26 protein-coding genes are annotated in these 24,121 nt (G+C 69.4%); 18 read left to right on the forward strand and 8 right to left on the reverse strand.

Features of this window, described 5'->3' with window-relative positions; genetic code table 11:
• The first annotated feature begins 4 nt into the window (after window positions 1-4).
• Window positions 5-1,189, forward strand: a complete 1,185-nt coding sequence (locus ACFXQA_RS05295; protein ID WP_394518753.1) for an FAD-dependent oxidoreductase — start codon at window positions 5-7, stop codon at window positions 1,187-1,189.
• Window positions 1,190-1,282: 93 nt separating this feature from the next.
• Here ACFXQA_RS05295 and ACFXQA_RS05300 read toward each other — a convergent pair whose 3' ends face one another.
• Window positions 1,283-1,888, reverse strand: coding sequence for a TetR/AcrR family transcriptional regulator (locus ACFXQA_RS05300; RefSeq protein WP_394518754.1), 606 nt, complete (start codon window positions 1,886-1,888; stop codon window positions 1,283-1,285).
• A gap of 203 nt (window positions 1,889-2,091) precedes the next feature.
• Here ACFXQA_RS05300 and ACFXQA_RS05305 point away from each other — a divergent pair, with 203 nt between their 5' ends.
• The 3 genes from ACFXQA_RS05305 (at window position 2,092) to ACFXQA_RS05315 (ending at window position 4,058) form a co-directional block, all read left to right on the forward strand.
• Entirely contained in the window at window positions 2,092-2,973 is an 882-nt protein-coding gene (locus ACFXQA_RS05305; protein WP_394518755.1) for an SDR family oxidoreductase, read from the forward strand.
• Between the two features lie 99 nt (window positions 2,974-3,072).
• Window positions 3,073-3,414: an ArsR/SmtB family transcription factor gene (locus tag ACFXQA_RS05310; RefSeq protein WP_394518756.1), complete on the forward strand. Its 342-nt coding sequence runs from the start codon at window positions 3,073-3,075 to the stop codon at window positions 3,412-3,414.
• Window positions 3,411-4,058 (forward strand): dihydrofolate reductase family protein, encoded by a 648-nt coding sequence (locus tag ACFXQA_RS05315; RefSeq protein ID WP_394518757.1) that lies wholly within the window; start codon window positions 3,411-3,413, stop codon window positions 4,056-4,058. Before ACFXQA_RS05310 ends, ACFXQA_RS05315 begins: the two co-directional genes overlap by 4 nt.
• 147 nt (window positions 4,059-4,205) lie before the next feature.
• Here ACFXQA_RS05315 and ACFXQA_RS05320 read toward each other — a convergent pair whose 3' ends face one another.
• Both ACFXQA_RS05320 and ACFXQA_RS05325 read right to left on the reverse strand, forming a co-directional pair.
• A complete protein-coding gene (locus tag ACFXQA_RS05320) occupies window positions 4,206-5,615 on the reverse strand; it encodes a phytoene desaturase family protein (RefSeq protein ID WP_394518758.1) in 1,410 nt (469 codons plus the stop codon).
• A 34-nt stretch (window positions 5,616-5,649) separates the two neighbouring features.
• Complete coding sequence (locus ACFXQA_RS05325; RefSeq protein ID WP_394518759.1) at window positions 5,650-6,558, reverse strand: UbiA family prenyltransferase; 909 nt, start codon at window positions 6,556-6,558, stop codon at window positions 5,650-5,652.
• Between the two features lie 198 nt (window positions 6,559-6,756).
• On the opposite strand from ACFXQA_RS05325, the gene ACFXQA_RS05330 reads away from it, so the two are divergent.
• Window positions 6,757-7,977 (forward strand): MFS transporter, encoded by a 1,221-nt coding sequence (locus tag ACFXQA_RS05330; protein ID WP_394518760.1) that lies wholly within the window; start codon window positions 6,757-6,759, stop codon window positions 7,975-7,977.
• Here the strand turns inward: ACFXQA_RS05330 and ACFXQA_RS05335 are convergent.
• Window positions 7,964-8,875 carry a helix-turn-helix transcriptional regulator gene (locus ACFXQA_RS05335; protein WP_394518761.1) on the reverse strand — a complete coding sequence of 304 codons (912 nt, stop codon included), beginning with the start codon at window positions 8,873-8,875 and terminating at the stop codon, window positions 7,964-7,966. The genes ACFXQA_RS05330 and ACFXQA_RS05335 overlap by 14 nt on opposite strands.
• Window positions 8,876-9,078: 203 nt before the next feature.
• On the opposite strand from ACFXQA_RS05335, the gene ACFXQA_RS05340 reads away from it, so the two are divergent.
• The 5 genes from ACFXQA_RS05340 to ACFXQA_RS05360 all read left to right on the forward strand — a co-directional run bounded on the left by ACFXQA_RS05340 (window position 9,079) and on the right by ACFXQA_RS05360 (window position 14,243).
• Complete coding sequence (locus ACFXQA_RS05340; protein WP_394518762.1) at window positions 9,079-9,672, forward strand: nitroreductase family protein; 594 nt, start codon at window positions 9,079-9,081, stop codon at window positions 9,670-9,672.
• 87 nt (window positions 9,673-9,759) lie between these two features.
• Complete coding sequence (locus ACFXQA_RS05345; RefSeq protein WP_394518763.1) at window positions 9,760-11,100, forward strand: APC family permease; 1,341 nt, start codon at window positions 9,760-9,762, stop codon at window positions 11,098-11,100.
• A 59-nt stretch (window positions 11,101-11,159) separates the two neighbouring features.
• Window positions 11,160-12,527 carry a hypothetical protein gene (locus ACFXQA_RS05350; protein WP_394518764.1) on the forward strand — a complete coding sequence of 456 codons (1,368 nt, stop codon included), beginning with the start codon at window positions 11,160-11,162 and terminating at the stop codon, window positions 12,525-12,527.
• Between the two features lie 100 nt (window positions 12,528-12,627).
• Entirely contained in the window at window positions 12,628-14,037 is a 1,410-nt protein-coding gene (locus tag ACFXQA_RS05355; RefSeq protein ID WP_394519078.1) for an SDR family NAD(P)-dependent oxidoreductase, read from the forward strand.
• Window positions 14,031-14,243 (forward strand): putative acetyltransferase, encoded by a 213-nt coding sequence (locus tag ACFXQA_RS05360; RefSeq protein WP_394518765.1) that lies wholly within the window; start codon window positions 14,031-14,033, stop codon window positions 14,241-14,243. Before ACFXQA_RS05355 ends, ACFXQA_RS05360 begins: the two co-directional genes overlap by 7 nt.
• A gap of 6 nt (window positions 14,244-14,249) precedes the next feature.
• Here the strand turns inward: ACFXQA_RS05360 and ACFXQA_RS05365 are convergent, their stop codons facing one another.
• Entirely contained in the window at window positions 14,250-14,675 is a 426-nt protein-coding gene (locus ACFXQA_RS05365; protein WP_394518766.1) for an iron chaperone, read from the reverse strand.
• 151 nt (window positions 14,676-14,826) lie between these two features.
• On the opposite strand from ACFXQA_RS05365, the gene ACFXQA_RS05370 reads away from it, so the two are divergent.
• From ACFXQA_RS05370 to ACFXQA_RS05380, 3 genes are all read left to right on the forward strand, one after another.
• The gene (locus tag ACFXQA_RS05370) at window positions 14,827-15,531 is read left to right on the forward strand and encodes a cyclase family protein (RefSeq protein WP_394518767.1); all 705 of its coding nucleotides are present in this window, start codon (window positions 14,827-14,829) and stop codon (window positions 15,529-15,531) included.
• Window positions 15,532-15,600: 69 nt separating this feature from the next.
• Entirely contained in the window at window positions 15,601-16,233 is a 633-nt protein-coding gene (locus ACFXQA_RS05375) for a DUF308 domain-containing protein (protein ID WP_394518768.1), read from the forward strand.
• A complete protein-coding gene (locus tag ACFXQA_RS05380; protein ID WP_394518769.1) occupies window positions 16,230-16,568 on the forward strand; it encodes an amino acid transporter in 339 nt (112 codons plus the stop codon). Before ACFXQA_RS05375 ends, ACFXQA_RS05380 begins: the two co-directional genes overlap by 4 nt.
• Before the next feature lie 107 nt (window positions 16,569-16,675).
• Here ACFXQA_RS05380 and purB read toward each other — a convergent pair whose 3' ends face one another.
• On the reverse strand, window positions 16,676-18,055 hold the full coding sequence (gene purB / locus ACFXQA_RS05385; protein WP_394518770.1) for an adenylosuccinate lyase: 1,380 nt from the start codon (window positions 18,053-18,055) through the stop codon (window positions 16,676-16,678).
• Window positions 18,056-18,077: 22 nt separating this feature from the next.
• The gene (locus ACFXQA_RS05390; protein ID WP_394519079.1) at window positions 18,078-18,530 is read right to left on the reverse strand and encodes a low molecular weight protein-tyrosine-phosphatase; all 453 of its coding nucleotides are present in this window, start codon (window positions 18,528-18,530) and stop codon (window positions 18,078-18,080) included.
• A gap of 182 nt (window positions 18,531-18,712) precedes the next feature.
• Between ACFXQA_RS05390 and ACFXQA_RS05395 the strand changes: the two genes are divergently transcribed.
• Together ACFXQA_RS05395 and ACFXQA_RS05400 are read left to right on the forward strand one after the other, a co-directional pair.
• Complete coding sequence (locus ACFXQA_RS05395) at window positions 18,713-19,006, forward strand: hypothetical protein (RefSeq protein ID WP_394518771.1); 294 nt, start codon at window positions 18,713-18,715, stop codon at window positions 19,004-19,006.
• On the forward strand, window positions 19,003-20,319 hold the full coding sequence (locus ACFXQA_RS05400; RefSeq protein ID WP_394518772.1) for a hypothetical protein: 1,317 nt from the start codon (window positions 19,003-19,005) through the stop codon (window positions 20,317-20,319). The genes ACFXQA_RS05395 and ACFXQA_RS05400 overlap by 4 nt, the downstream gene beginning before the upstream one ends.
• Here ACFXQA_RS05400 and ACFXQA_RS05405 read toward each other — a convergent pair.
• The gene (locus ACFXQA_RS05405; RefSeq protein WP_394518773.1) at window positions 20,261-20,683 is read right to left on the reverse strand and encodes a phage holin family protein; all 423 of its coding nucleotides are present in this window, start codon (window positions 20,681-20,683) and stop codon (window positions 20,261-20,263) included. The two genes, ACFXQA_RS05400 and ACFXQA_RS05405, sit on opposite strands and share 59 nt — an antisense overlap.
• 96 nt (window positions 20,684-20,779) lie before the next feature.
• On the opposite strand from ACFXQA_RS05405, the gene ACFXQA_RS05410 reads away from it, so the two are divergent.
• From ACFXQA_RS05410 to ACFXQA_RS05420, 3 genes are all read left to right on the forward strand, one after another.
• Window positions 20,780-21,874, forward strand: coding sequence for a histidinol-phosphate transaminase (locus tag ACFXQA_RS05410; protein WP_394519080.1), 1,095 nt, complete (start codon window positions 20,780-20,782; stop codon window positions 21,872-21,874).
• Between the two features lie 116 nt (window positions 21,875-21,990).
• Entirely contained in the window at window positions 21,991-23,088 is a 1,098-nt protein-coding gene (locus ACFXQA_RS05415) for a thiamine pyrophosphate-dependent enzyme (RefSeq protein ID WP_394519081.1), read from the forward strand.
• Window positions 23,089-23,096: 8 nt separating this feature from the next.
• A complete protein-coding gene (locus ACFXQA_RS05420; RefSeq protein WP_394519082.1) occupies window positions 23,097-24,062 on the forward strand; it encodes an alpha-ketoacid dehydrogenase subunit beta in 966 nt (321 codons plus the stop codon).
• Window positions 24,063-24,121 lie beyond the last annotated feature (59 nt).

Consider the following 24,121-nt stretch of genomic DNA (forward strand, 5'->3'; position numbering starts at 1 on the left):
TCGCATGGACAAGACCTCGGAGACCGATTGCGTGATCGTCGGCGGTGGCCCTGCCGGAATGATGACGGCGCTGCTGCTGCTGCGGAGCGGTGTGGATGTCACCGTCGTGGAGAAGCACGAGGACTTCCTCCGCGACTTCCGCGGCGACACGATCCACCCGTCCACACAGGAGCTGCTCGACGAACTGGGTCTTCTCGACGAGTTTCTCGCCCGCCCTCACGCAGACATGGAGCGTGTGACCTTGAGCTGGCACGGAACCGAGGTCGTGCTGGCGGACTTCACGCATCTGCGCACTCGCCGCAAGATGATGACGTTCATGCCGCAGTGGGACTTCTTGGATCTGCTCGCCGGCGCGTGCGCCAAGCATCCCGGTTTCCGGCTCCTTCGCTCGACAAGGGTCGATGGGTTGACCAGCGAGCGCGGACGGATCGTCGGAGTGACAGGTTCTTCACCTGACGGTGACGTGAGCATCCGGGCGCGACTCGTCGTCGATGCTTCTGGTCGCGACTCGGTTGTTCGCGCCGAGGCCGGGTTGGCCCCGGTCGGGGTTGCGGCGGCGATGGATGTGCTGTGGTTTCGACTCCCCCAGCGGGCCGGCGAGGTATACCCGTTCATTCAGGCGGGTGCGGGAATGATCATCACGATCGACCGGGACGATTTCCTCCAGATCGCGCACGTGGTCCCGGCCGGAAGCTGGGAAGGCTCGGCGGATGACGTTGCCCGGATGAGGCAACGGATCGCCGTCATTTCCCCACGAATGACAGATGCCGTCGCATCCGTCACCGTCGAAGACGTGCACCTACTGAACGTGCGACTGGAACGCCTGCGTCATTGGAGCGTCGACGGGTTCATCTGCATCGGCGACGCCGCTCACGCCATGTCGCCGGCTGGGGGTGTCGGCATAAACCTTGCGATTCAGGATGCTGTTGCGAGCGCGCGGATCCTTGCCCCCGTGTTGCGTCGCGGCACGCCTCGCCTCGCCGATCTCCGTCGTGTGCAGCATCGGCGTTCATGGCCCGCGCGCGTCACCCAGATGGTGCAACGACGACTACAGGGTCCGCTGCTCTCCACCCACGCGCCCGGAGCCCCGTTACCGTTGCCGCTGCGGATGCTGCGTGACCACCCCGCTCTGGCGAGGATCACCGGGCGGTTCGTCGGATTGGGCGCGCAGCCGGAGCACATCCGCTGAACTTCGATGCGTGCGCGCCTCGGGTGCGTTCCCGCTCTCCGCACGCCCGCGGTCTCGGCCGCGGACGCTACGGGGTTCGCTGGCCGGCTGACTTCAGCCGCGGGGCGCGGTGGCCGCCAGCGTCGAGAACGCCAGCCGGACAAGTGCCGACTCGGCCGCCTCGAGCTCTGCGCCGACGACGTCGGTGAGCGGCTCCCTCTCGTCGGAGTCGATCCATGCTGTGTAGCCGTCGTAGTAGGCGCGTACCCCGACGTCTGCGAGGGTGCCCGCCTGACGGGCGTCGCCCAGACGGGCGGTGAGGGCACCGTGGAGTGCGTCCGTCACGGCGGATCGCTTGAACGCAGCACGCTCTCGGAGCTCGAGGCTCGCGGGGATGATGGAGGCGAGTCGCTGCCGGATCTCTCGCCGGTCCTCGGTGTGGACTGCGCACAGCGGCAGGATTCCGGCGCGAAGGATTCGGAACGGCGTGCTCTGCGGCGGCGCGCTCCGCACTCCGTCGAGCGCGAGAGCGACCAGCTCATCCTGCCCCTGGAACAAGATCTCGCGCTTGTCGGCGAAGTGCCGGAAGAGGGTTGTCCTGGTCACGTTCGCGCGGTCGGCGATCTCCGCCGCCGTCGTGGCGTCGTATCCGCGCTCGGCGAACAGTTCGACCGCGGCTTGCAGGAGCCTGCCGCGCGTGTTCGGTTCCCATCGCGCCATGAGATGAGTCTAGTAATGCGATCGCGTTGCATCAGGAGTACGGCGCGGTCCGGCCGCACCGCGGGATGGCGCCTCACTCGCAACCCGGTGATGACACCTTGTAACATCAGGTATAGAGTCATGCACCTGAGTCACATCACCGCGACGTGCTCGGACGGGTCTCCGCAGAGTGCGGCGATCGCCCAAGGAACAGGAGCACGTACATGCGCGTATTCATCACCGGAGCGTCGGGCTGGATCGGCACCGCCCTCACGACCGAGCTCGTCGCCGCGGGACACGAGGTCCGCGGCCTGGTCCGCTCGGACGCCTCCGCCGACAAGGTTCGCCGGGCCGGGGTCACGCCCGTCATGGGCGACATGGCCGATCATGACCTGCTGGTGGAGGAAGCGAGGAACGCGGACGCCACTGCGCACCTCGCCTTCACCCTCGACTTCGAGGCGTTCGAGGAGACCGTCGACAACGAGGTGCGCCTCCTCGAGCGCATGGGCGTGGCGCTGGAGGGCACAGGGAAGGCGTTCTTTGCAGCATCCGGGACCCCCACGAGCCTCGGGCAGCTGGCCACCGAGCAGGACGAACTCGATCCCGCCGGACCAGCCGGGGCGCGGTCCCGTACGGCGCGAGCGGTCTTGGCCCTGTCGGAGCGCGGCATCCGCTCCGGACTCGTGCGCATGCCCCGCACCGTGCACGGTGAGGGCGACCACAACGGCCTCATCTCCGTGCTCGTCGGCATCGATCGCCAGCTGGAGGTCGCGGCCTACGTCGGCGACGGAACCAACCGGTGGCCCGCGGTGCACATCAGTGACGCGGGGCGCCTGTTCCGGATCGCCCTGGAGACGGCACCCGCGGGATCCGTGCTGCACGCCGTCGCCGAGGAGGGCGTGGCGATGCGCGACGTCGCCGAGGCCATCGCCAGGAGAACCGGCTTGACCGCCGCCGCCGTCGACCCAGAGCTGTTGGGCGTCTTCGGCGCACTGCTCGGCGGCGACCAGCCCGCCTCCAACGCCGCCACCCGGCAGCTCGTCGGCTGGGAACCGACCGGACCGACCCTGCTGGAGGACCTCGAGGCCGGCTACTACACCTCCTGAGCCTGGCTGCAGCGGCTCGTCCGTCTAGCCGAGACTACGCGCGGACTCAGCGGGGTAGGAGGGTTGACGGGAATCCACCTCCTCTGAATAGTCAGGCATGTGCCTAACTATTCCGACGAGGTGGATTCGGTGATCCGCGCACTCGCGGATCCGACCCGCCGTGCGATCGTCGAGCGGCTCTCGCTGTCGCCTGCGGTCGTCTCAGAGCTCGCGGCGCCGTTCTCGATGGCGCTGCCCTCCCTTCTCCAGCACCTGCGCGTCCTCGAGGAGGCTCGCGTGATCACCTCCAGCAAGCAAGGTCGGGTCCGCACCGTGACTCTCCGTCCCGGTGGGCTGCACGTGCTGCATCTCTGGCTCGACCAACGCCGATCACCCGCCGAGCAGCGCGCGGACCGCCTCGGCGGTCATCTCGCTCGCACCCCTTCTACGGAACTGACGTGACCCGCCTACGCATCGATCTGTTCGCCTCGCTCGACGGCTTCACCGCCGCACCCGACCCCACGGTGAGCAACCCGATGGGCGAGGACTGGGGGCCGCTGACCGCTGCCTATGCGGCGACGCGAACCTTCCGCCGCACTGTGTTGGGAGACACGAGCGGGGCGGGGACCACCGGGATCGACGAGGACTTCGCTGCCGCGTTCTTCCAGGGCATCGGCGCTGAGATCATGGGGGCCGCGATGTTCGGACTCCATTCCCACCCAGACGATGACACGTGGCAGGGCTGGTGGGGCGATGAGCCCCCGTTCGGCTGTCCGGTCTACGTCCTCACCCATTCGGTGCCGCGACCATCCCTCGAGATGGCAGGCGGCACGACCTTCCACTTCCGCAATGCGGCCGTCGAGGACGTCCTCGACGAGGCGGCCGAGGCTGCCGGCGGCCTCGACGTGCGCGTCGGCGGCGGCATCCGCACAGCGCGAGCCTTCTTGCGCGCCGGGCTCGTCGACGAACTCCACGTCGCGATCGCTCCGATCGTGCTCGGCCGCGGCAATCGGGTGTGGGAGGACCTCCGCGGACTCGAGCACACGCACACCGTGAGCACCTCCGTCGCGGAGAGCGGCACGATCCACGTGACGTTCACGCGATGAGCGTCGAGCGCCGTCTCGCCCACTCCGGTTTCACGCTTACCCGTGACTTCCCGGTACCGGTCGCGGACGTATGGCTCGCTCGGCGAAGAGGACCACGAGCGCGACTGGTTCGGTGACGGCGACACGTTCGACCGTCGCACGCTCGCGTCAGGCGGGGTTCTTCGCCAGCAGTTTCGACACGGCGATCATCGCTCCGCCGAGCACGGCGGGAATTCCTCCGCCCGGGTGCACGGACGCTCCCACCCGCCAGAGCCAGGGCCTGCGGAGGTCACGGTAGGCAGGTTGGTGAAGCGGCCCGCTCATCCACAGCGGCCGTGATGCGCCGTACAGGGCACCGTGGGGTTCGCCGAAGGAGCCGTAGTACTGCGGGTCGAGCACGACGCTCTCGACCATGCCGTCGGTGAGCGGAGCATCGAGGCCCATCGTGGTCGAGACGCGCTCGATCTCGCGGCGTACGAAGGGGTGCTCCAGCGTGTATTCGCCACCGTCCGCCGGGCCGGTCAAGAGAACGCCGAGGGTGCTCCGGTCGTTCGGGTAGATCTCACCGGCGCGGTAGTGGTTGACGAACGTCATCGTGTCAGCGGGCTCGTCCCCTGCGGCGAGGCTGCGATGCAGTGCCGCGGGCTTCGTGGGGAGGATCACGCTGTGCGCCGCGATGTCGGACGGCAGAGCGTCTCGCAGCACGCCGTAGATCGCGATCGCCGAGCACGAGAGGGTGCGGGATTCTCGGGCACCGGATCGACCGAGCAGCGCGCTCAGGCGATCGGTGTCGAGCGCACTGACGACGAGGTCGGCGGGGTATTCGGCGAGCGTTGTCGTGACCCGGCCGCGCTCGACGCGCGTCACGGCCTCGCCCGTGCGCAGCTCGACGCCCGCAGCATCCGCCAGTCTCTGCAGAGCCAGCACGACCTCGAAGACGCCCCCGCGGGGCACCCACGCACCGCTCTCGGCCATGATCGCCGGCATGCTCGCGTAGAGCGCCGGGGTCCGTGCCGGCGAGACGCCCGCGTTGAGCGTGTGGATCGCGATGATCTCGCGGAGGCCGTCGGGCAGCCACTCGAGGCCGTCGAGGTACACGCGGGTGGTCAGTCGCGTGCCGTAGACCGCGAGCAGCCGGCGCAGAGCGGGGAGGGAAGCCCGGTCGAGAGGATCGGCGAGCAGCAGCGCGGTGACATCGTCGGCGAGAGGTGCGTGCAGATCGCTGAACCGCTTCCAGGCGGGATACCAAGGATGCTCCGGTGGGACCGGAAGTGAGACGACTTCGCCGTCGTAGTAATAGCGGCCCACCTCGGGCAGTCGCACCAGATCGAGCCCTCCGACGGGCGCGATCGGGTGGCGTCCTTCGTCCAAACGGCGCAGCAGTTCGTCCCACACCCCCGGAAAGGTGACCAGCGACGGGCCCGTGTCGATCCGTTGGCCGTCGAGCTCGATCCGTCGGCTCTTGCCGCCCAGGGTCGGTGCCGACTCCAGCAGGGTGACACGGTGACCCGCTCGGGCGAGCAGCGCGGAGGCCGCGAGCCCACCCAGACCGCCACCGATGACCACGACGCGACTCATGCTGCTCCTTCGTCGGCGGTGCGCGACCGCCCCATCACGGGTACGTGCCGAAGAACATGGCGGTGAGGAGAAGCCCACTTGCCACGGAGCCCGCCACGTAGGGAAACGCGACCGACAGCGGATAGAGGCGCCGCGCGGTCGTGGGGGTGGGTCGCCGCATCAGCAGCACGATCAAGACGCCCGCGATCACCAGGTTCACGGCCGCGACGGGCAGACTCAGGACGGCGAAGAAGACCGTGGACACCAGCCACCACGCACCGCTCCAGAGGGCGGTCCCGCGTGGACCGAGCCGCACCGCCGTCGTCGTGATGCCCGACTCGCGATCCTCTTCGATGTCCTGGACCGCGTCGAAGGCGTGCTTGGCGACACTCCAGGCGAGCAGCCCGATCACGGCGGGCCAGACGGGTGGTTCGCCGAGTGCGACGGGCACGATGAGGAGGGGCAACCCGTAGGCAGCGTTGCTCAGAGAATCCAGGAACGGACGCGTCTTGAAACGCAGCGGCGGCGCGGAGTAGAAGACGAACACACCCATGTAGAGCAGGATCAGGGCGACCGCGACCGGCGGAAGGGCGAGGACGAAGTAGACCAGGAAGGGGAGGTTCGAAACGGCGACCGCCCAGGCGATCAGCCGCACCTCCCGCGGCTCGATCCGCGCGCCCTCGATCGACCCCTTACGAGGGTTCAGCGCATCGGTGTCTTGGTCGTAGATGTCGTTGACGCCGTAGATCAGCAGATTGAACGGCAGCGTCAGCCAGAGGAGGATCGGAAGCGCCTGCGGGTCGAGCAGTTGGCCGGTCAGCCACATGCCGACGACACCGGTGCCGATGGTGTTGATCCACAGCACGGGACGCGAGATGTGTATCAGACGGGCAACGTTCGACAATGCCCCGGAGGTGCGGGCGCGGGGGGTGACCCCGGAATGATCAGTGACGACGGCCCCCACGGATGGGCGCTCTGTCGGTGCGCTGTGGTCGTCGATCGCCGTGCCTCTCGACCTCTCGATCAACGGCGCGTCCGATGATACGTACTACGCGACTTTAGCCTGGGTCCCGCACGTCCGGGCCGGGGCGTACGGACGATCGGTCGGATGCCGCGGACGCACGGTCGGGCGAGACCGCGTCTTCCCTGGGATCGTGGAGCTATGACAACGACCGCACCCATACCCGTCGCTTCGCCCACCGCACAGCGGACGCGGTACGGCGGGCTGATCGCGATGATGCTGCTGAGCTTCCTGCTCGTCACCGCGGAGTTCCTGCCCAACGGGGTGCTCACCGAGATGGCCGACGGCCTGGGCGTCACCCCCGGTCAGGCCGGGCAGACGGTCACGGTCACCGCCCTCGTCGGACTGATCGTCGCGCCGACCATCGGGCTCGTCTTCCCCCGCCTCGACCGCCGCACGCTGCTGGTGTGGATGGCGTTCGCTGCCGCGCTGTCGAACCTCGTCGTGGCGATCTCGCCGAACCTGATCCTCGTGCTGCTGGCCCGCTTCTTCCTGGGCGCGGCACTGAGCGCCTTCTGGACGATGTCGATCACCGTGGCCGCGCGGATCGCCGGCCCGGAGCGGCTCGGGCGGGCGGTGATGTTCGCCTCTGCCGGGGCATCGCTGGCGACCGTGGCCGGTGTTCCGATCGGTGTCTTCCTCAGCGAACTGGTCGACTGGCGTGTGGTGTTCGCCCTCGCGGGCGTCGCGACCGGACTGCTGGCGATCGTTCTGCGGATGCTGTTGCCCTCCGTCCCGCCGGCAGAGTCGGCCAGCTTCGCGATCCTCGGTGACACTCTGCGGCGCCCCGGGATCGCGCTCGGTCTGGTCGGCCACATCCTCGTGGTGCTCGGGCACTTCCTCGCCTACACCTACATCCGCCTCGCTCTCGAACGCATCCAGGCCGGCCCCGAGGGGGTGCCGGTCGACAGCGGCACCCTGATCCTGCTGCTGGCATTGTTCGGCGCCGGTGGGCTGATCGGCAACGTCGTCATCGGCATGGTCATCGACCGCTCGTTCGCGTTCTTCGCCGTTATCGCACCGCTCGTGATCGCGGCGACGGTTGCCGCGGTGATCCTGCTCTCGGGTTCACTCGCCGCCGTCGCGGTGGCCGCGTTCATCTGGGGTTTCTTCTTCGCATCGTGGCTGATCGTGGCGAACACCTGGGTCGGACACCGCATGCCCGACCGCCTGGAGGCCGGCGGGAGCCTCGTCGTGGTCGGCTTCCAGGGCGCGATCATGATCGCCGCCGGTCTCGGTGGGTTCCTCGTCGACAACGTCGGGGTGGAGGTCGTCTACGTGATCGGGGCGGTGACCCTGGTCATCGGAGCGGCGCTGTTCGGCGCATCGAACCGGGCGAAGGTCGAAGCTACGCCGGCGTGAGTGTGCGGTGGGCCGCCCGCCAGGCGGACGGGGCGACGCCGGTCGCTCGACGGAATGCCCGGCTGAATCCTTCGTCAGAGGCGTAACCCAGGTTTCGCGAGGTGGCCGAGACGGAGAGCCCGGAATCCAGCATCCGCTTCGCCTCGTCCATCCGCACCTCGGTGACATAACTCGCGGGCGAGCGGCCGGTCGCCGCGCGGAAGCGTTCGGCGAACACCGACCGCGACATCGCGCCCACACCCGCGAGCGTCTCGACCGTCCAGTCGCGTCCGGGCTGGGTGTGGATCGCGGCCACGACGCGGTCGAGGAACGGGTCGCTCGACCGGGAGGGCCATCCGGCTGGAGCGCAGCCGTTCTCGGCCCATGCCCGGATCACCGACAACAGCACGGTCGTCAGCATCATGCGGCAGATCACCGGGTCACCGGAACGCAGCGTGTGCGTGTCGGGGTCGTTCTGCCCCATGACCCGGGCGAGCGCGGCCGCGGCGGGCTCGAGCGCGGCGAAGTCGGTGACGGTGACGAAATCGGGCAGCACGTCGGTGAGCATCACCGCGGCGTCGGAGAGATGCAGTTCGGCGATCATCAGGCTCGCGCCGGGCTGCGACTCGAGGGTGACGGGCGCGCGACCCAGGGTGAGGAACGCGTCGCCCTCGACCAATCCCCGGGGGGTCGCGACCGGCGTGAGGTCGACCGTGCGAGACGCACTGTCGTACACGCACGCTTCCGACAGTGGCGGCTGCCCGTGCGCGCTGCCCGCGGCGACGTAGACCAGGGTGAACACGTCGGGCGCAAGCGTTGCGCGGGCGCGGGGCGCGAGTTCGAGACGCCGTGCGGCACCGAGACGGAGGTCGACGGCCGAGAGCACACGCTCGAGAACCGCCCCATCGATCGTCGTCATGATCGGCGCAACCATCGCCGGTGGGCCCCTATTCCTGAGCCGAGGAGGCGGCGGTCGGTGACAAAAGAGAGCAGGGGGAATCCCCCTCGAGGTGTGCATGCGCGGGAATACACCCGCCCGCCGCATGTTGAGCCTCATGGCGCCCCGGCGCCGGTCGCTCGATGAAGCGCGCAACTCCCTTATTCCCGAGGAAAGAGCAAGCCATGAGCATGGATACCGCCACTGATCGCGTCGCACAGACCGCCACCCCGATCCTGCCGGTTCTCGCCGAACGCTGGAGCCCCCGGTCGTTCGTCGCCGACGAGGCCATCGACGAGCAGAAGCTCACCGCCGCCCTCGAGGCGGCGCGATGGTCGTCGTCTGCCGCCAATACGCAGCCGTGGCGCTTCATCGTCGCCCGCCGAGGCTCGGAATCGTTCGCTCGGATCGTGTCGAGCCTCAAGGGCTTCAACAGCGTGTGGGCGGATGCTGCGGGGGCGCTCGTCGTTGCGGCGTACGAGGTGACGGGGCCCGAGGGTGAGGCTCGACCCTGGGCGCAATACGACCTGGGTCAGGCGATGGCGCACTTCAGCGTGCAGGCGCACGGCAGTGGACTCCACGTGCACACCATGGGCGGGTTCGATGCCGACGCGCTCGCCGAAACCTTCGCCCTGCCCGAGAACATCCGTCCGTTGACCGTCACCGCCGTCGGAGCGCTCGCTCCCGCGGAACGACTCGCCGACGAGGCCCTCATCGCCCGCGAGAGCGCGCCCCGGGTGCGGCGACCCCTGTCGGAGATCGTGCTCGTCGACGAGTAGAGCGTCTGGATTGCTTCCCTCATAAAGCACGGGGCGCCTGATCGCCAAGGGGTTGCGCTCGGCCGCGTCGACGGGTCGAGTAGTGCGATGACCAAAGACACCGAGGCCACCGCGCCGAGCACCGAGGGCGGGCTCAAGCGCGCCATCGGCACCCCCCTGCTCTTCGCGTTCATCGTCGGAGACACTCTCGGCGCGGGCATCTACACCCTCGTCGGTTCGATGGCCGGCGACGTCGGCGGCGTGATCTGGCTTCCGCTGGTCGTCGCTCTGATCATCGCGCTTCTCACGGCGGGAACCTACGCCGAGCTCATCACGAAGTACCCGCACGCGGGAGGCGCGGCCCGCTACGTCGACCGCGCGTTCGACAAGCCGTACCTGTCGTTCCTCGTGGGGTTCCTCATGATGGCGTCGGGGATCACGACGGCTGCAGCTCTCGCCAACGCTTTCGCCGGCGACTACCTCGCCGCACTCATCGATGTACCGCCCGCACCGACGGCCGTCGTCTTCATCATCCTGCTGACGCTGATCAACCTGCGCGGCGTGCGCGAGTCGCTCGGCGCCAACCTGGTCGCTTCGGTGATCGAGGTGTCGGGCCTGGTGATCGTGATCGTGCTCGCCGCGCTCTTCCTCGGCGGCGGGGGCGGCGATCCGGCACGCATCTTCGAGTTCGCCCCCGACGTGCCGCCCGTACAGGGCGTGTTCGCCGCATCGATCATCGCGTTCTTCTCCTTCCTCGGGTTCGAGGCGGCCGCCAATATGGCCGAAGAAGTGAAGAACCCCTCGAAGGCCTACCCCCGCGCCCTGTTCGGTGCGATCGGTACGGCCGCGGTCGTCTACATCCTCATCGCGCTCGGCGCGGCGATGATTCTGCCGGCCGAGGATCTCGCCTCTTCCAGCGGACCCCTGCTCGACGTCGTCGCGGCAACCGGGTTCGCCCTCCCCTCCTGGCTGTTCGGTCTGATCGCCCTCGTCGCGATCGCGAACGGAGCCCTGCTCTTCATGGTCATGGCCAGCCGGGTGGGCTACGGCCTGGCCGACTCCGGTCTGCTGCCGCGGGCCTTCGCCCGCGTTCTGCCGAAGCGCCGCACCCCGTGGGTTTCGATCCTGGTGGTCTCCGCGGCCACGATCGGCCTCAGCTTCCTCGGAGACGTCGCCACGCTCGCCGAGACGACGGTGCTGCTTCTGCTGCTCGTGTTCCTCGCGGCGAACGTGAGCGTTCTGGTGCTCAAGAAGGACAAGGTCGAACACGCCCACTTCAGCGTCCCGAGGGTCGTGCCCGTGCTCGCGATCATCGCGAGCATCGTGCTGCTGACCCAGCAGTCGGGCATCGTCTGGCTCGGTGCTCTCGCCTACATCGCGGTCGGCACGGTGCTCTTCTTCATCGCGCGGGTCGGGCGCAAGCGCGAGGAGCGCGCGTCGGACAAGTGAAACGGATGCGGTGCGAGCCCATAGCCTGAGCGCACACCCGAACACTGGAGGCCGCCATCGTGACGGACGCACCTGACGACCACGAACAGCGACCCGGGGGCGGTTACCCGCCGCCCCCGCCCCCGCCACCGGTCCCGCAGCCCACTGCGGACGCCCCGCCGCAGCCGGCTGCCCCGCAGCCTCCGCAGCAGCAACCGGCAGCACCGCAGCAACCGGCAGCTCCGCAGCTGCCTCCCTATGCGCAGCAGTCCCCCTACCCGCAGCAGCCGCCCTCCGCGCAGCAGCCCGGGTATCCGGGCGCAGCCCCCGGACAGCAGCCATACGGTCAGCCGGGGTACCCGGGTGCGGCTCCCGGACAGCCGTACCCCTCCGCGCATCCCGGGGGCCAGCATCCGCCCACCGGTGGCCAGCCGCCCAAGAAGGGGCTCGGCGCTGGAGTGATCATCGCGATCGTGGCGGCGGGCCTCGTCGTGCTCGTGGGCGTCATCGCGATCGTTCTGATCGTCTCGCGACTCGCAGCCGGCGCGCCCGCTGCCGGTGGAGAGGGCGAAGAAACCGGCACCACCACACCCGCCGGCGTCGTGCAGGGATACCTCGACGCTCTCGCGGCCTCGGACGCCGAAACCGCGCTGTCGTTCGTCGACGAGTCCGTTCCCGACTCGCCGTTCCTGACCGACGAGGCCCTCGCTGCGTCCAACGCCCTCGGCCCGATCACCGACATCGAGGTGACAGCGCCCACGGACGCCGATTTCTCGGCCCGCGTTGCGGCGAGCTACTCGGTCGGAGACGTGCCCGTCACCACCGAGTTCTCGGTGAACGAGTACGAGGGCGACGGGTTGTGGAAGATGACCGCCGTCACCGCCGAACTCGAGTTCGGCGACCGTTTCGACGGCTTCGACATGACTCTCAACGGGCAGCCGCTCGAGTCGTCGTCTGTCGTGGTTTTCCCCGGCACCTACGAAGTCGCCACCACCACCCCCCACTTCGCCGTGACCGGTGAGACCGCCCTGACGGTGCGCGAGCCTTTCGACTACCCCAGCCTCAGCGACACCACCGTGACGCTCTCGGCCGAGGGCGTGCTCGTCTTCCAGCAGGCGGTGAAAGACGCGGTCGCCGCGTGCATCGCGTCGAAGAACTTCGTCGCCGGGTGCGGCATCGACGTGCCCCAGGTGCTCGACGACGGCAACCGGCTCGCCGAGGGCACCCTGACGCGCTCGCTCACGGCCGAAGCGCAAGCGAAGCTCGACAACATCCAGCCGCGCGAGACCTTCGGCGAACCCCTCCTGGTGCCCGGCGACTACATCGGTGGCATCAACGTGACCGCGGGTCTGGAAGGCGGCGGCACCGGCGACCTGCTGTTCGGACCGAGCCTGGGCGCACCGGTGGTCGACTTCACCTCGGGCACGCCCGTGGTGCGCTGGGACTGACCCGACGAGGGGGTCGCGCGGCAACGTAGAATCTCGTGTGCCCAACGCGACCCCCGACCTCCCGCCGAGCGGGATCGAACCCGCCGAACTCGCGGTGACGATGGATGTGCTGGCCCGCATGGCGCACATCGATCAGACGCACCCCGATTTCATCGCCATCCGCCGTGCCACCGCGGCGATGTTCAAGGCCGCGAAGAAAGAGCGTCGCCGCGAGATCCGCGATGCCATCGCCGAGGCCGATCGCGGGGTGATCGCCGCGACGGCAACGGGCGCCCCGGATCGGATCGACGATGAGACGCGGGGCATCCCGATCAGCACCGCCACGACGGCCCCGACCGCCGGCACGCTTCTGAAGGCTCGCGGATGCTACATCTGCAAGCAGCAGTACACGGTGGTGGATGCTTTCTACCACCAGCTCTGCCCCGATTGCGCAGCGATGAGCCACGCGAAGCGCGACGCACGCACCGACCTGACGGGTCGTCGTGCCCTGCTGACCGGCGGTCGCGCGAAGATCGGCATGTACATCGCGCTGCGTCTGCTGCGCGACGGCGCGCACACGACCATCACCACTCGCTTTCCGCGCGACGCGGTGCGGCGGTTCAGTGGCCTCCCCGACTCCGCCGAGTGGATCCACCGGCTCAAGGTCGTCGGCATCGACCTGCGCGACCCGGCCCAGGTGATCGGGCTCGCCGACGATGTCGCGGCCTCGGGCCCGCTCGACATCCTCATCAACAACGCCACGCAGACCGTTCGCCGATCCACCGGCGCGTACCAGCCGCTCGTCGATGCCGAACTCGCCCCGCTGCCCGATGGCCCGCTGCCGGAACTCATCACGTTCGGGCACACCAACGACCAGCACCCGCAGGCCCTCGAGCGGTCCGTGGCCGCGCACCCGGTGCTCGCCGCCGCCGCGTCGCGCGCCGACGAGCTGACCGAGCAGGCGCTCGCGGCGGGGTCGAGTTCGCTCGAGCGGCTGGCGGCGGGCACGGCCATCGACGCCGGGGGCCTTCTGCCCGACCTCCACGACATCAACTCGTGGACGCAGCGCGTCGACGAAGTCGATCCTCTCGAGATGCTCGAGGTGCAGCTCGCCAACACGACGGCGCCGTTTCTGCTGATCTCGAAGCTCCGCGCATCGCTGGCGGCAAGCCCCGCAGGCCGCACGTACATCGTGAACGTGAGCGCGATGGAGGGCGTGTTCGGGCGCGGATACAAGGGCCCCGGTCACCCCCACACGAACATGGCGAAGGCCGCCGTCAACATGCTCACCCGCACCAGCGCGAGGGAGATGTTCGAGACCGACGGCATTCTCATGACGAGCGTCGACACGGGCTGGATCACCGACGAGCGTCCACACCCCACCAAGGTGCGTCTCGCCGAAGAGGGGTTCCACGCCCCGCTCGATCTGGTCGACGGTGCGGCACGCGTGTACGACCCCATCGTCCGCGGCGAGGCGGGCGAAGACCTTTTCGGCGTCTTCCTCAAGGACTACGCGCCCGGCTCGTGGTGAGACTGCCCGCCCCGGGCACCCGAGTGGTGGTGCGTCATCTGCTGTCGACGGGTCAGGCGACCGATGCGCTCGGCGAGCTGGTGAGTGCCGACGGTGAGTTCGTCGTGGTGGACGGCAAGAGGGGCGTGGAGCGCATCGCGGTCGCCGACATCATCGCCGCGAAAGCGGTGCCGCCGCCGCCCGCCCCCAGGCCACGGCGAAGCTGACCCGCGTCACCCCGCGGCGCGTGCGATCAGGCGTGCGATCTCTTCTTCGATGCTCGGTGACCACCCCGTCACCGCGAACGACGTGGGCCAGAACTCGCCGTCGTCGAGGGCCGCGGTCTCTTGGAACCCGAGCGTCGAGTAGCGCGTCTTGTACTTGCCCTTGTCTTGGAAGAAGAAGACGACCTTGCCGTCTTTGGCATAGCCGGGCGAACCGTAGAACGTCTTCGGTACGAGGTGGGGTGCGACCTCTCGCACCATCTCGTGCAGTTTCTGCGCGATCTCCCGGTCGGGGTCGGCCATCTTCTCGATGGCCGCCAACACGGTCTTCTCGGCGTCGGCCCCCTTCTTCGCCTCCTTCACTTCGCGGGCGCGCTCCTTCATCGCGGCGCGCTCTTCCGCGGTGAAGTTCGACGTGCTTCTCGTTTCGGCCATGCGGACTCCTTCGGCTCGGGTTTCGTTCCACGGTAGAGCGCAGCATCCGTCGGCACTTCTCGATTCATGACCGGTTCGATGGCAGGCATCTGCCGAAGGTTGACGCCCCCACCGGCCGATGCGGCGGTGGAGGGCCCGTAGCGTGGGATCCATGCCCGAGAACGCACGCCGCATCGTCGACCTCAGCCACCCGATTCGCGCGGGCCTGGTGACCTACCCGGGGCTGCCCGCCCCCGAGATCACGTCGCACCTGACCCGAGAGGCTTCTCGCGGAAAGTACGCGCCGGGCACGGAGTTCGCGATGGACATCGTGACGATGATCGGCAACACCGGCACCTACCTCGACTCGCCTTTCCACCGCTATGCCGACGGCCCCGATCTCGCCGGCCTCGATCTTGCGACCCTGGTGGGCCTGCGGGCCGAGGTGTTCCACCTCGATGGCGCGGGGCATGCGGCGAACCGGGGGATCGACGTCGAGGCGCTCGCCGGCCGGGACGTGCGCGGGGCAGCGGTGCTGCTGCACACCGGGTGGGACCGTCTGTTCGGAACCCCCGAGTACGGTGTCGGCTCTCCGTTCCTGACCGAGGCCGCGACGCGCTGGCTGATCGACGGGGGCGCGGTACTGGTCGGTATCGACGCGCTCAACATCGACGACACCGAGTCGGGGGGCGAGCGTCCGGCGCACTCGCTGCTCCTCGGCGCGGGCGTCCACGTCGTGGAGCACCTGACCCGGCTCGAAGATCTGCCGGAGCGCGGCGCCCGCTTCACCGCCGTGCCCCCTGCGTTCGAGGGGTTCGGCACGTTTCCGGTGCGGGCCTTCGCCGAAATCGGAGCAGACCCCTTCGACGTCGACTGACCGCCACGGGGGCCCGCAGGTACGCCGACGTAGACTGGGGGCATCTTCTCCACCTCTCCTGGATCTGCCGTGACCCCGATCGCTCCCGCCCGCACTCTCGATGTGCGGCACCTTCAGCTCGCCCGCGCCGCCTTCGCGGCGGTGGCGGCGATCATGGTGACCTTCTCGCCCGACCATTCGGCGACGGTCGGCCTGTCGGTGTTCAGCGGCTTCGCGATCGCCACCGGCCTGGTCTTCGGCGTCGCCGCGTGGCTGGTCTTCCCGGCCGGACGACGCTGGCCGTCGATGGTGCTGGGCGTGCTGACGTTGCTCGCCGGATTGATCGCGAGCGTCGGCCCGTGGCGCAGCACGGCGGCGTTCTTCGCCGTCGTCATCACGTGGGCCCTGGTGAGCGGGATCTTCGAGGCCGTCGTCGCCTTCCGGGGGCGAGCGGATGCTGCGTCGCGGCAGAACGCGCGCGACGGACTCACCATCGGCGTGCTGACGATCGTGCTGGGCCTGGCCCTGCTTCTCGTGCAGCCGCAGTACGCCCTCGACTACTACATCGAAGACGCCGGACGCTCGTTCACCCTCACCGGGATCGTCATCGCCGTGGGTGTGTTCGGCGGTTACGCCGCGATCGTCGCGGTGTTCCTCGGTATCGCGGGGTTCTCGCCTCGCCGGGCACCCGCCCCGAGCGCGGCCGACAGGAGCATTCCGTGACCGATCGTCCGACGCGTCGCGACCTCATGAAGCCCGTGCAGCTGCTCGGGCTCGCATTCGTCGCCGCCCTGTTCGCCGGTATCGTCACGCTCGTGTCGATGGGGTTCTTCCAGTCCAAGCCCGGCGACCAGATCCAGCGCGCGCTCGTCATCGCGGCCATCGTCGCCGGCGTGACCTTCATCGTCGTGCTCGTCATGGTCGCGCTGCTGCTGCTCGCGGTCGATCCGGCCCAGGTGACGAAGACCCTCGATCGCCCGGTGCTCCTCCCCGACGACGAGAGCGACGCGCCCCCCGCCGCCGCGCCCGACGACCCCGCGCCCGACGCGCGCCCGTAGCACGCAGCATCCGCCCCCTCCTTCCCACGAGACCCGTTCTGCGCGACGAAACCCGCGCAGAATGTCAGGGTCTCGCCGCCGGGAAGCGGTCTCGCCGACCGAGGGGGTCAGAGCCGGTCGACGGTCTCAGAGGCCAGGCCCGTGTAGGTCGCGGGGGTGAGCGCCAGCAGGCGCTGCTTCGCGGCCTCGCCGATGTCGAGCCCGGTGACGAACTCGGCCAGCTGGGCGGCGCCCACGCGCCGGCCGCGGGTGAGGTCTTTCAGCAACGCGTAAGGGTCGGTGATCTGCGAACGCCCGGCGGTGATCTCGGCGCGCACGACGGTCTGGATGGCCTCGGCCAGCACCTCCCAGTTCGTGTCGAGGTCGGCGAGGAGCACGTCGGGCGCGAGTGAGATCTCGCCGAGACCGCGCTGCAGGTTGTCGAGGGCGAGGAGGGAGTGGCCGAAGGCGACCCCGATGTTGCGCTGGGTCGTCGAGTCGGTCAGGTCGCGCTGCAGGCGCGAGGTCACGAGCGTCTGCGCGAGCGTGGCGAACAGGCCCCCGGCGATCTCGAGGTTCGCCTCGGCGTTCTCGAAACGGATCGGGTTGATCTTGTGCGGCATCGTCGACGAGCCGGTCGCCCCCTCGACGGGGATCTGAGTGAAGTACCCGAGCGAGATGTAGGTCCACGCGTCGGTGGCGAGGTTGTGGAGGATCCCTCCCGCATGGCGGGCGCGGTCGTAGAGCTCGACCTGCCAGTCGTGCGACTCGATCTGGGTCGTCACCGGGTTGGCCCCGATGCCGAGCGACTCGATGAACGCGGTCGTGAGTTCGGGCCAATCGACGGCGGGGTCGGCGGCGACGTGTGCCGACCAGGTTCCGGTCGCGCCCGAGAACTTCGCCAGGAAGTCGGATGCTTCGATCTGGCGTGCGACTCGACGCAGGCGCCAGGCGAAGACGCCGATCTCTTTGCCCATCGTCGTGGGGGTCGCGGGCTGGCCGTGGGTGCGCGCGAGCATCGCGGCGTCGCGATGGGTCGCGGCCATCGCCGTGAGGGTGTCGATGACCGCGTAGAGCTTGGGCAGCCACACCCGCGTGACCGCGCGCTGAACGGTGAGGGCATAGGAGGCGGAGTTGATGTCTTCGCTCGTGCAGGCGAAATGGGTGAGTTCTGCGACAGCATCGAGGCCGAGCGAGCCGAGGCGATCGCGGACCAGGTACTCGACGGCCTTGACGTCGTGACGGGTCACGGCCTCGCGCTCGGCGAGCCAGTCGATCTCGGCCTGACCGAAATCGACGTAGAGGGCCCGCAGTCGCTCCTTGTCGGAGTCGGAGAGCGGGGCGGTGCCGAACAGCGATCGGTCGGTGAGGGCGATGAGCCACTCCACCTCGACCTCGACACGGGCCCGATTGAGCCCCGCCTCCGAGAGGTAGTCCGCGAGCGGTGAGACGACGGCCTGGTAACGCCCGTCGAGGGGGCTGAGCGGCTGAGAGGGCAGAGCGGTCACGGAGGCTCCCGGAGTCGTGCGATCAGGGGGTCGGGGGTTCAGACCTCGACCGGATCGCGGGTTCGAGCTGGCGGAAAAGCGCCCGGCTCGCGCCCTCGATCATACCGAGCACCTCGTCGAACATCGCGGGGCCCGCGTAGTACGGGTCGGGCACGTCGGTGGTCTTCGCCGCGGGATCGAACGTCAGGAGCAGTGAGATCTTGCCCGCCTCCGACTCGTCTTTGGCCCACCCCCGCAAGATCCGCTCGTGGGTGTGGTCGAGGGCGACGACGAGGTCGTTGTCGCTGAAATCAACGGCGGTGAACTGCCGGGCCCGGTGCCGCGCCCCGTCGTAGCCGTGCCGGGCGAGCGCATCGATCGTGCGGTGGTCGGCTCGCTCGCCCACGTGCCAGTCGCCGGTGCCCGCGCTGGTCGAGACGATGCGGTCGCCGAGGCCGGCGGCGTCGGCCAGCTCTCGGAAGACCTCTGCGGCCATCGGTGACCGGCAGATGTTGCCGCTGCACACGAACACGACGCGAAAGGTCTGGCCGTCTCGTGCACTCACCGCTCCATTCTGCCGGGAGCGTCGCCTCCTGCACAGGCGAGGTATCGCACCGGCCCTCCCCGAGCCGTCCCGCAGCGCGCGACGCAGCCCGTCCGATGGGTGACCCTCGACGCATGCCGATCGATGTGACCCTCTCTCCGACTGCGCTCCGGGCGCTCGAGGCCGTGGACGAGGCGGTGCGAATCCTCCGCGATACGCGTGGACGGCTGGGCGATCTCGCCGCCCGCGTCGAACACGTCGCGATCGACGCCGACTGGCAGGCCCCCTCGGCAGCCGCCTTTCACGAACGGCTCGATCGATGGCGGGCATCGTTGGTGACCGCGCAGGCGCGCACCGACGAGGTCTGCGACGCGCTCGGCCGTGCGCGCGCTGAGATCCACGCCCGCGCCTGGGCGGAACTGCGGTGAGCGCGATCACGATCCGCAGCGGTTCGGTCGTCGAGGTCGACACCGAGTCGCTGCGTCGCGTGGCGCAGGCTCTTTCTGTCGTCGTCCGCGATGCCGGTGCGCTTGTGGCCCGTGTCGCCACGGCCGCAGACCTCGCCGCCGAGGCGCAGCCGACCGCCTTCGCCGCCGTTCTGGAGGCGACGGTGCTGCGCTCGGCGCTCGAGAGGGGAGAGCGGGAGGGGGAAGAGATCGTCGAGGGGGTACGCGCGGCGGCCGCCCTGTACGAGGCGGTCGAACTGTACCTCCAGCGCGACGCGGCCGCCGCGGCGGGCGATGAGGCCCGAGTCGACCGGATGGACGCCCGGCTCGCGAGGTTGGCGGCGCTGCACCCCGGCGCCGTCGTCGAGGGCCGTCGCGCGCTCGACGACGCACCGGCCGGCCATGGCGACCTCTACGGGCAGGCGTTCCTCGGTGCGCAGTCGCTCGGCCCATGGGGCCCGTGGCTCGCCTTCCCCGCGGTGTTCGGGATCGTCGATGCCCTCCGGTACGGCACCGTTCCCGCGGGAGCGCGGCTGACCCCGGGCGCGGACGTCGGCGTGCGGGTGCGCGCGGTGTCGACGGGTCCTGCGGCGCCGCCGGCGACGTTGGCCGCTGCGGCGCAGCGCATTCCGTCGGGCGGGGATGCGCAGGTGCGGGTCGAGCGCTACGCGATGCCCGACGGGACGCGTCAGTTCGGGGTGTACGTCGCCGGGACGCAAACGGGCGGGGGTGCGTCGGAGCCGTTCGACAACCGCTCGAACATCTCCCTCTACGGGGGTGAACGCAGCGCCTCGTACGCGGCGGTGACCGCGGCGCTGCACAACGCCGGCGCCCGGGAGGGAGACGTGGTGCACGGCTTCGGGCACTCGCAGGGCGCGATGGTGCTCGAGCGGCTCGCGCTCGAGGGCACCTACGACACGCGCACGGTGGTCTCGTTCGGGTCCCCGGTGCAGGCCGACGTCGGCGCCGACACGTTCAGCGTGTCGCTCCGCCACACCGACGACCCGGTGGCGGCGCTGCAGTCAGGCGGTCACCCGGCGGGCGTCGGGGCACCCGGCAGCTTCGTGGTCGAGCGGCTCGACGACCCGTCGGCGGGTCTTCACGACCTGAAGATCCCCGCCCACAGCATGGCGTCGTACACCGAGACGGCCGCCATGGTCGACGCTTCCCCCGACCCGCGCGCGGCGACGCTTCGCGAGATCTTCGACGCTCTCGCGACGGCGGAGAGCGCAGAAGTCACCGAGTTCGCGGCCGAGCGGCTCGTTCCCGGTCGTGGCGGCGGGGGCGCAAGATGAGGCCGAACACCCAGTTGATGACGCCGATGATGAGGGCCGCGAGCACGGTCCACCAGAAACCGTCGACTCTCAGCCCCCAGTCCCAGAACCCGGTGATCCACGCGGTGAGCCAGAGCAAGAACCCGTTGATGACGAAAGAGATGAGCCCCAGCGTCAGGATGTAGAGCGGAAACGCCAGCACTTTGACGACGGTGCCGATGACGGTGTTGACCAGGGCGAAGATGGCACCGACGACGAGCAGTGTGAGGGCGACCTGGAGCCACTCGCCGGGGGCGAAGGGGATCAGCACGACCTGCAGCGCCGGAAGAAGCGTCACGATCCAGATGGCGAACGCGTTCACGACGACGCGGGCGAAGAATCCCATGCGTCCGAGTTTGGCACGGTGCAGGGGGCGGGGCGAGGCCGGGTTCTCCCGGCCCGGGCGCGGGGGTCGACCTAGACTCGGTGCGTGACAGACGACATGCCCGTCCGCATCCGCCCCGAGATCGCCGCCCTCCCGCCGTACCGCCAGGGCAAGCCCGCCGGCGACGACGGATTCAAGCTTTCGAGCAACGAGAACCCGTTCGATCCGCTCCCGGGCGTGATCGAGGCGATGAGCGCCGCGGTGGATGTGAATCGGTACCCGGATGCTTCGGCCCGCCGTCTGCGCGAGAGGCTCGCTGCGCGGTTCGGGGTCGAGGTCGACGAAGTGCACATCGGCGCGGGCAGCGTCTCGGTGCTCGCACAGCTGATCCTCGCCGCGGCCGGCCCGGGCGACGAGGTCGTGTACGCGTGGCGATCGTTCGAGGCCTACCCCGGCCTCGTCCGCGTCGCGGGGGCGACCCCCGTCGAAGTGCCGCTCACGCCCGATGCTCGGCACGATCTTCCGGCAATGGCCGCCCGCGTGGGCGATCGCACGCGCGTCGTGATCGTCTGCAGTCCGAACAACCCGACGGGGCCCGTGGTCACTCACGACGAGTTCGCGGCCTTCCTCGACGCCGTGCCGAGCGACGTCCTCGTCATCCTCGACGAGGCGTACGCGGAGTTCGTCACCGCCCCCGACGCGGTGGACGGAATGCGGGTCCTCGGCCTCCTCGACCGCCCCAACGTGGTGGCGCTCCGCACGTTCTCGAAAGCGTTCGGTCTCGCCGGCCTCCGCATCGGCTACGCGGTCGGTCATCGCCGAGTCCTCGACGCCGCACGGTCGACGGCGATACCGCTCGCGGTCACCGGCCAGGCCGAAGCCGCCGCCCTCGCCAGCCTCGCGGCGGAGTCGGAGCTGCTCGAGCGCGTGCGGGTCATCGCCGCGCGACGCGACCGGTTGGTCGCCGGTCTTCGCGACGCGGGATGGCGGGTGCCCGATGCGCAGGGCAACTTCGTGTGGCTCCCCGCCGGCCAGCACGCGGCCGCCTTCGCGGAGGCGTTCGACGAGGAGGGCCTCATCGTCCGCGTGTTCGCGGGCGATGGCATCCGCATCTCGGTGGGTGAAGAAGAGTCTGTCGAGAAGGTCCTACGGATTGCAGCATCCGTTGTCCAGACCCTCCCAGAAGGCCACTCGGGCCGAGGGTTAGCGTAGGAACCGTGACCGTGCCCGATTCCACCGTGCCCCCCGCACCCGTGCCCGAACAAGCAGTCCTCGACGACGCGACCCTCGACGCTTCGGTTCCCGTCGACGACCCGGAGCTCGTCCGCATCCTCGGTGCCGACGGATCCCTCGCGCCGACGCCGGCCGCCGAGCGCTACCTGCCTCTCATCGACGCTCTGCCCGAGGCCGAGGTCGAGCGGTTCTACCGCGACATGGTGTCGATCCGCGCGTTCGATCGGCAGGCGACGCTGCTGCAGCGCCAGGGGCAACTGGCGCTGTGGCCGCCGAGCTGGGGCCAGGAGGCCGCGCAGGTCGGCTCGGCCAGGGCCGCCCGCAGCCAGGATCACTTGTTCCCCTCGTACCGCGAGCACGTCGTCGCCCGCATCCGCGGCGTCGATCCGGTCGACATCGTGCGGCTCATGCGCGGGCTGACCCATGGCGGATGGAATCCGTTCGATCCGAAGAACGGCAACACGCACCTCTACACGCTCGTCCTGGGCGCCCAGACGCTGCATGCGACAGGCCTCGCCATGGGGATGGCCCTCGATGGCAAGAGCGGAACCGGCGACCCCGACCGTGACGAGGCCGTCATCGTCTATTACGGCGACGGCGCTTCGAGCCAGGGCGACGTGCACGAGTCGATGGTCTATGCCGCGAGCTTCGCCGCGCCCGAGGTCTTCTTCCTCCAGAACAACCAGTGGGCGATCTCAGTGCCCGTCGCGACGCAGTCGCGCTCGCCGCTGTTCCGGCGCAGCGCCGGGTACGGCATCCCGAGCGTGCAGGTCGACGGCAACGACGTGCTCGCCAGCTACGCCGTCACCCGCACGGCCCTCGACGAGGCGCGCGCCGGCGGTGGCCCTCGCGCGATCGAGGCCATGACGTATCGCATGGGCGCGCACACCACGAGCGACGACCCGACGAAGTACCGCACCACGGCCGAAGAGCAGGCGTGGGGCAAACGCGATCCGATCGACCGCATGCGCGCCTACCTCCGCGGCCTCGGTGCGTCAGACGAGTTCTTCGCCGACGTCGAGGCCGAGGCTCTCGCCGTCGCCGAAGACACCCGTGCGCGGACGACGACGCTCGGGGGTCTCGATCCCGATCAGATCTTCACGAACGTGTACTCAGAGCAGCATCCGCTCGTCGAAGAAGAGCGCCGTTGGTTCCATGCCTATGAGGCATCGTTCGAGGGAGGCGCATCGTGAGCACCGAGATGTCACTCGGCAAGGCGCTCAACGCCGGGCTTCGTCGCGCGATGGAAGAGAACGACCGCGTTCTGCTCATGGGCGAAGACATCGGCCCTCTCGGCGGGGTGTTCCGCGTCACCGAGGGTCTGCAGGCCGACTTCGGCGCCCAGCGGGTCATCGACACCCCGCTGGCGGAGTCGGGCATCATCGGCACGGCGATCGGCCTGGCCATGGGCGGGTTCCGGCCTGTCTGCGAGATCCAGTTCGACGGTTTCGTCTTTCCAGGGTTCGACCAGATCACCAGCCAGTTGGCGAAGCTCACCTACCGGCACGAGGGCGCGCTGCAGATGCCCGTCGTCATCCGCATCCCCTACGGCGGACACATCGGTGCGATCGAGCATCACCAGGAGAGCCCCGAGACCTACTTCACCCACACGCCCGGTCTGCGCGTGGTGAGCCCCTCGACCCCGAACGACGCCTACTGGATGATCCAGGAGGCGATCGCCTCTCCTGATCCCGTCGTCTTCCTCGAGCCGAAGAGCCGCTACTGGCCCAAGGGGGAAGTGGATCTCGCCGCACCGGCCCTGCCGTTGCACGCGAGCCGCGTCGTCCGGCGCGGAACCGACGTGACCCTGGTCGGGCACGGGGCGATGGTCGCGACGCTGCTGCAGGCGGCCGCGCTCGCCGAGAACGAGGGAACCAGCTGCGAGGTCATCGACCTGAGGTCGCTCTCGCCCGTCGACTACGGCCCGATCCTCGAATCCGTGCAGCGCACGGGGCGGATGGTCTACGCCCAAGAAGCGCCGGGGTTCGTCAGCCTCGGCAGCGAGATCGCCGCGACCGTCGCCGAACGGGCTTTCTACTCCCTCGAAGCCCCGGTGCTGCGGGTGTCGGGATACGACACCCCGTTCCCCGCGGCGAACCTCGAGGGCAAATACCTCCCGGATGCCGACCGCATCCTCGAGGCCGTCGATCGCACCCTCGCCTACTGACACGTCCCCCTCACCACCTCCGCTTTCCGTCCGCAACCCGGTCCCTGAGCTTTCCCCCG

Origin of the sequence: Microbacterium shimangi, from assembly GCF_043556445.1 — a bacterium.
In the GTDB taxonomy this organism is placed as follows: domain Bacteria; phylum Actinomycetota; class Actinomycetes; order Actinomycetales; family Microbacteriaceae; genus Microbacterium.

Bases quoted from the DNA above. Each gene is read 5' to 3' on its own strand.
- ACFXQA_RS05295 (WP_394518753.1), top strand. From the start codon at position 5: ATGGACAAGACCTCGGAGACCGATTGCGTGATCGTCGGCGGTGGCCCT.
- ACFXQA_RS05300 (WP_394518754.1), bottom strand. From the start codon at position 1,888: ATGGCGCGATGGGAACCGAACACGCGCGGCAGGCTCCTGCAAGCCGCG.
- ACFXQA_RS05305 (WP_394518755.1), top strand. From the start codon at position 2,092: ATGCGCGTATTCATCACCGGAGCGTCGGGCTGGATCGGCACCGCCCTC.
- ACFXQA_RS05320 (WP_394518758.1), bottom strand. From the start codon at position 5,615: ATGAGTCGCGTCGTGGTCATCGGTGGCGGTCTGGGTGGGCTCGCGGCC.
- ACFXQA_RS05330 (WP_394518760.1), top strand. From the start codon at position 6,757: ATGACAACGACCGCACCCATACCCGTCGCTTCGCCCACCGCACAGCGG.
- ACFXQA_RS05335 (WP_394518761.1), bottom strand. From the start codon at position 8,875: ATGACGACGATCGATGGGGCGGTTCTCGAGCGTGTGCTCTCGGCCGTC.
- ACFXQA_RS05340 (WP_394518762.1), top strand. From the start codon at position 9,079: ATGAGCATGGATACCGCCACTGATCGCGTCGCACAGACCGCCACCCCG.
- ACFXQA_RS05345 (WP_394518763.1), top strand. From the start codon at position 9,760: ATGACCAAAGACACCGAGGCCACCGCGCCGAGCACCGAGGGCGGGCTC.
- ACFXQA_RS05355 (WP_394519078.1), top strand. From the start codon at position 12,628: ATGGATGTGCTGGCCCGCATGGCGCACATCGATCAGACGCACCCCGAT.
- ACFXQA_RS05365 (WP_394518766.1), bottom strand. From the start codon at position 14,675: ATGGCCGAAACGAGAAGCACGTCGAACTTCACCGCGGAAGAGCGCGCC.
- ACFXQA_RS05370 (WP_394518767.1), top strand. From the start codon at position 14,827: ATGCCCGAGAACGCACGCCGCATCGTCGACCTCAGCCACCCGATTCGC.
- ACFXQA_RS05390 (WP_394519079.1), bottom strand. From the start codon at position 18,530: ATGGCCGCAGAGGTCTTCCGAGAGCTGGCCGACGCCGCCGGCCTCGGC.
- ACFXQA_RS05395 (WP_394518771.1), top strand. From the start codon at position 18,713: ATGCCGATCGATGTGACCCTCTCTCCGACTGCGCTCCGGGCGCTCGAG.
- ACFXQA_RS05405 (WP_394518773.1), bottom strand. From the start codon at position 20,683: ATGGGATTCTTCGCCCGCGTCGTCGTGAACGCGTTCGCCATCTGGATC.
- ACFXQA_RS05410 (WP_394519080.1), top strand. From the start codon at position 20,780: ATGCCCGTCCGCATCCGCCCCGAGATCGCCGCCCTCCCGCCGTACCGC.
- ACFXQA_RS05420 (WP_394519082.1), top strand. From the start codon at position 23,097: ATGTCACTCGGCAAGGCGCTCAACGCCGGGCTTCGTCGCGCGATGGAA.